The organism is Nitrosomonas sp. Nm33 (assembly GCF_900107265.1).
In the GTDB taxonomy this organism is placed as follows: Bacteria; Pseudomonadota; Gammaproteobacteria; order Burkholderiales; family Nitrosomonadaceae; genus Nitrosomonas.
Genome location: NZ_FNPJ01000109.1, coordinates 1 through 5,331, shown reverse-complemented (window position 1 = coordinate 5,331; position 5,331 = coordinate 1). Strand labels below are relative to the sequence as shown.

Genomic DNA, 5,331 nt, shown 5'->3' with positions numbered 1-5,331 from the left:
CAGGTTACCTATCGCCAGCAGAATTTACACAGCGATACTATGCAAATCAACTCGCAGCTTAATCATATGGACTCCATATTTGACAACACATATCACATCGCTATGACCCGTATTATGTCGAGGCGATTAACCTAGAGCAGGAGTTTCCAAACAGCTTCTAAATTAAACCTGACTTGTTAGTTTCTCCTTGTCGTATTATTTATTTAGAAATGGAATTAGAAATTATCTTGCAGAAAGAGCAATAAACCTAAATTCCTCTTTTAACCCGAGCTGGAAGCCAAATGAAAAGTTGGCGAATTGAGAACTGGAGGATTTTCTGATCTGGCAGCAATAATTTTGTTGACAATGTAGTGTACCAAAGTAGGCCATCGCTCCATTTTTGACAACTGAGGCGCATTTGCCAGAATTGAGTCAAGACCGTTGCGGATATTGGAGATCATTGCTTTGATCTGATTCCCGGCTTCATGAGCCAACGTCAGCAATAGACGAGATTGACCTGCATGCCGAGTCAGGCGAGCAACACCGCTTGGCAGCATAGGGCGACTCGTAATTGCTTCCAGGTGCGTTCTGGGGTGTGCCAGGCGAACATACCCACTCCACCAATTGTAGATCAGTGCGACTGCCCGTACTGAGAGATTGCAGCGTTCCAGGTCATGGGTGGTATAACCATCCCAGCCCCATTGATTCTTCAATTCATCAAAGCCATTTTCACAATCTGCTCGATCGCGGTATAGCCGACCAAAAGCTTCTAGGGAGTAGTCCGCATTGGTAACCAGTACAGTATGTTCCCAGAGTTTAATCTTGTCTGAATGGTCAACGAAGTGCAGCGTTCTCTGTTGAGCATCAGAGTTCACCTCGGCTGCCAGATTGCCTTTGACCTGGCGTCGCAGCACCACTACTCGTCGCGCGCGACTCCAGCCTGCCAATCGGAGCTCGTCCTCCACTGTATAAAAGCCTTGCCCTACATTCTGCCACTGATTTTGCTGCCATTTCCGCTCGATCAAACGCCTAATCCCATCAGTCTGGCGAAGCTTGAACAAATAACGCTGATCAATCTCTTCCATTTCAGCCATCACTCCTTCGTTGCCAAAAGCGTTGTCACCACGCACCAGCGTGGGACGCTTTTCAGGAGCAAGCCCTTCGATCAGCTGCCGCAGACGGGGTAGGCTATGTTTGGGAGCATGGGATTTACCGTTTTGCACTTCAACATCAAGCACCAGCCGAACATTGCTGATCCAGTAAGTATGCAGAGTGTGGCTTGGTTGCCCTGGCTTCCTGGGATTGTAGCCAATCTCAGCACCTATTTGGCGGCCATACAACAGCTTGACGCTGGTATCAGCGTCAAGAATCCAAGCAGTACTCAAGGCCTCACGAGTACTCTCACTTAGCGCTGTGTCCATCCAGATCGCGCTCTTCATTACCTGGGCCAGGCAGGCAGCACGTTGTGCTCCAACACAACGTTTGGGTAAGCCGGGTGCAAGCGCACTCAGCGCACGGCGTAAGCTCTCATCGCTGACAATCTTGCCCATACCAGGTATCTCAGGTGCAACTTCATCGCCACGTAGCCCGGCTATGTGCGCATAACGCCGCTGCCCATCCAGAATCGACAACAACCATGTGCCCAGTATATCAACCACCTTAGGTACATTTGGACTGGTGTAGGTAAGAGAACACCCATCCGCCCAGCGGGAAAATAATCCGGTAACTTCCAAGAACTCGGCAAAAAATGCCAATTGACCCATGGCTGTAGCACTTCCGTTTTCATCCCAGCGTACATGAAATCGACCACCAGGGGTAGACAAGCACAACTCCTGTGCAGCTTGCCCCATCTTCTGCAAAGCGCTGTCTACCGCCTTTACCACTCCTTTTTCCTCAAAATCTTTTTCACCCATTGGGTGATTCCTTCATTCAACCGCAAAACCTTTACAGTACTACATTTACGGCTATTTTTATAGGTTTAACTGAGGAAAATAGGATAAAAATACATGAACACCCATGGGGCACAAAGCAAAAAATGCTCAGTGAAAGGTATCATTCAGATGTCACAAAAACTTTCTTCCTTGCTGATTTTTTACTCAATAATGCAGTACTGATAGCAGAAGGACTTAAATTACAGAAAACTTGATCAAGTCTTTGAGGAACCTGATTCTAGGTGAGGGATTTATGCGCATCACAGCCGCACCACCTGAAGTCAATCAACTTCCGTTTGATCAACGTACTACACAAACTGACAAGGATAAACAAACCTGGAAAGGTAGTGGATCTTACGGTTTTGGGGGTATAGGAAAGTACTGCGCCTTACCTTATCCCCAATACCTATATCATTCTATTAGCTTGTAAAGTATTTTTGATCTTACTCCATATCCTGAGCTGTCAATGATCCCAAGAATGCTTTCACATCTTTGACAAACTCATCATCAACTTCTTGACCGAGTTGATGTTCTGCCATTTCCCGAATCGCTTGATCCAGTGTTTTAACAGAGCCATCATGGAAGTAGGGGCCTGTTTTGGTGATATTTCTAAGACTGGGTACTTTAAATACTTTCTTGTCAATCTCGATCCCGGTCACTTCATAGCGCCCCATATCTTTCGTTTCATAGGGCTCGACAAGGCCTAATCTCTTGAAGGAATTCCCTCCAATCGTTACGCCATTGTGACAATGGACACATCCCATATCGATGAATTTTTTCAGACCTCTTTTTTCATCCTCTTTCAGTGCATTTTCGTTACCCTTGAGAAAATCATCGAAGCGGGAGGGTGTCAGGAGTGTGCGCTCAAACGCACCAATTGCCTTACCAACATTTTTGTATTGGAATGGTTCCTTCTCGTCTTTAAAAGCTTGTGGGAAAAGTTCTTTATATTCATCGATTTTCTTTAATTTATTGATAACAGATGCTTCACTCGGCATGCCCATTTCAATTGGATTCAAGATAGGGCCAAGCGCCTGCTCTTCCACATCCTTCGCGCGCCCATCCCAGAATTGGGCAATATGTAGCGCTGCATTAAGGGTAGTTGGAGCATTTCTGCCGCCGCGTTTACCTTCATGACCTGGCGAGGTCGGTTCATTATCTACACCAAACTTATTAAGCAAATGACAGGAGTTACATGCAATCTTGTCATTGACTGAAAGCCTCGGATCCATATAAAGAATACGGCCGAGTTTGATTAAAGCCGCATTTTTTTTCTCATCGATAATTGAGTCAGGCAGTGGCTCAAAGAACAGCTTGAGTGTGATTGCATCCACCTTCTGACCATGATCATGGCTATACATACCCCCATGGTGATCGCCATTGTGTGTTCCACCATGATGATGCTGATGACTATCTTGAGCATATACATGAGTACTTAGGATTAGTGCCAGAAATAAAATCAATTTCATACGGTCTCCATTGAATATGAGTTGGTGAGATATCAGCCTTCATTATTGAACAAGTAAGTGATCAGCTTATTTCTAACGATCCAAGAAAAATCATTAAACATTGCGTCATCACTTATTCGACTCAGTGCTAAGGCCGGTTTTTTCATTGTATACCCAACCTGTATTTCTTACACTTCTTACAAATAAGCACGTTCAAATCACCTGGTCAAAATGATCATTTGGCAATGGTAATAGGCAAAGCGACAGATTTTGCATCAGTAACAGTCAATTGAAACAGAATATAAAGCAATTGGAACGCATTTTGATTCCAATGCGCATCCGGCCCTTCAGTATTTATTGCATAATACTGACCATGCGAGCGAACTGATAACTCGGTATTTGTAATCGGTTTATTTGATACGAAAATCTTCATGGTATTAATAGGATTTTCATCTCTGGCAACAGGAGGGGTGCGCGGATCTTTTTCTACATGATACTCCGGTTCTTCCTCTAGCGAGTGACTGAGAAAATTGAGAATCGCATGAAAGCTTCTTAACCGGAAAAAACCTCTGAGAGGCCATTCTCCACCAATATAGCCTGGGCGGATATCAAAGATAACATCGTTATCCATCCCAGGATTGATCAAATCATACAAATCTTCAGCTTCGTCAAAACGCAGAGTATCAGGATCATAGTTAGTAATAAGAACAGGTCCCAGCACTTGCTTGCTAAGCGTATACGTACCCTCCTCCTGATTGTAGCGAACAGTAAATTCTTTTTGTAAAGACTGAAAACCTTCTGCTGAAACGGCGCTCGCAGGGATAGTCCAGCTACGCTCAAATGTCAACGGCTCTGCATACAGCTGCTTCTGATCCTGAATGGCTGAGAGATGGAGCACTACGCGACGGAACATCTCGTAGCCATCACTATCCGATGGGCTGTTATAATAAGTAATCTCTTGAAAATATCTTTGTTGCCGGAGGCGAGGGTGCTGCTCTTGCTCCTCGGTAAGCTGGATAGCAGGAGGAAAGCGACGATGACTATCCCGTCCCTCAGTATTAAGGGTAATCGGCTGCTCTGAATTCTGCAACGTTACTTCCTGCACCAGCATCCGCAGCATAAGATCAACATCAAAGTGCTGTCGAAGTAACAGAGTAAGCTTATGTTGACTAAACGGTGTAAGGAGTCGTTGAGTAAATTCTTCACCCGCGATCGGATCAATACTGAAAGTAGGGTTTTCAGAAACACTACCGCCAAATATTGGTACCAGCATGCCGCCCTGATTACCCGTTAACGCAGGAGTAGCACCCGCATTCGCCCTAAAATCGAAAGTAGCTGCAATAGCCGATACTCGGGTGAAATGAAGGGGTTGATGATGTCGAGCCCGGGCAATGTTAACTAATAATTGCTTGGCATCTGCGTTGACAACCGCTTCATCATACGCCATTACTGCGCGGTTGAGCGTAATAGGCGACAAACAACTGGAAAGGGTAAAAATAAGTAGGACACACAATGGTAAACGGTAAATTAGTTGTTTCATGAGCAATGCGCACGGCTATCGATTCAAATTTCGCATTTTGCAAGCAACTCAGAAACGACGCAATCAGCAATGTCTTATTATGCCAATACTCTTATAGAAAACAGACTAGTTAGCTCTGATCTATTGGTTCAATATGAGGAAGGATCGACACCATTCGACCTGAGCTCCTAATATTTTTTTAAAAATGGTTTCCCGCACAAGCTGACTGGATCAATAAGATCGATGACTTAGTAGCGGCATTAACTGATTTAAGGCTCTCAGTGTAATGAAAATACGCTAGATTGATTGCACATTTTCAATATACCTATATTCTTGATAAGAATTAGAATTACTAAAATAACGTGAGTTCGACATAAGAAAAGAAGTAAAAGGAATCTGAATTCCTTATGATGAAGCGAATTTGGAAAAGAGTTTCATCATTAGAGGAGTCAGA

General features: G+C 44.4%; 4 protein-coding genes. 1 reads left to right on the top strand and 3 read right to left on the bottom strand.

What is annotated here, in order from left to right; all coding sequences use genetic code 11:
- Positions 1–260: 260 nt before the first annotated feature.
- The gene (locus BLV54_RS14275; RefSeq protein WP_090572277.1) at positions 261–1,892 is read right to left on the bottom strand and encodes a transposase; all 1,632 of its coding nucleotides are present in this window, start codon (positions 1,890–1,892) and stop codon (positions 261–263) included.
- Positions 1,893–2,163: 271 nt separating this feature from the next.
- Between BLV54_RS14275 and BLV54_RS16280 the strand changes: the two genes are divergently transcribed.
- Positions 2,164–2,340, top strand: coding sequence for a hypothetical protein (locus BLV54_RS16280; RefSeq protein ID WP_176969794.1), 177 nt, complete (start codon positions 2,164–2,166; stop codon positions 2,338–2,340).
- A 13-nt stretch (positions 2,341–2,353) separates the two neighbouring features.
- Here the strand turns inward: BLV54_RS16280 and BLV54_RS14260 are convergent, their stop codons facing one another.
- Both BLV54_RS14260 and BLV54_RS14255 read right to left on the bottom strand, forming a co-directional pair.
- The gene (locus BLV54_RS14260) at positions 2,354–3,379 is read right to left on the bottom strand and encodes a cytochrome-c peroxidase (RefSeq protein ID WP_090572274.1); all 1,026 of its coding nucleotides are present in this window, start codon (positions 3,377–3,379) and stop codon (positions 2,354–2,356) included.
- 214 nt (positions 3,380–3,593) lie between these two features.
- On the bottom strand, positions 3,594–4,898 hold the full coding sequence (locus tag BLV54_RS14255) for a hypothetical protein (protein WP_090572273.1): 1,305 nt from the start codon (positions 4,896–4,898) through the stop codon (positions 3,594–3,596).
- Positions 4,899–5,331: the final 433 nt, after the last annotated feature.

Coding starts and splice junctions, on each gene's coding strand:
- BLV54_RS14275 (WP_090572277.1), bottom strand. CDS start 1,892: ATGGGTGAAAAAGATTTTGAGGAAAAAGGAGTGGTAAAGGCGGTAGAC.
- BLV54_RS16280 (WP_176969794.1), top strand. CDS start 2,164: ATGCGCATCACAGCCGCACCACCTGAAGTCAATCAACTTCCGTTTGAT.
- BLV54_RS14260 (WP_090572274.1), bottom strand. CDS start 3,379: ATGAAATTGATTTTATTTCTGGCACTAATCCTAAGTACTCATGTATAT.
- BLV54_RS14255 (WP_090572273.1), bottom strand. CDS start 4,898: ATGAAACAACTAATTTACCGTTTACCATTGTGTGTCCTACTTATTTTT.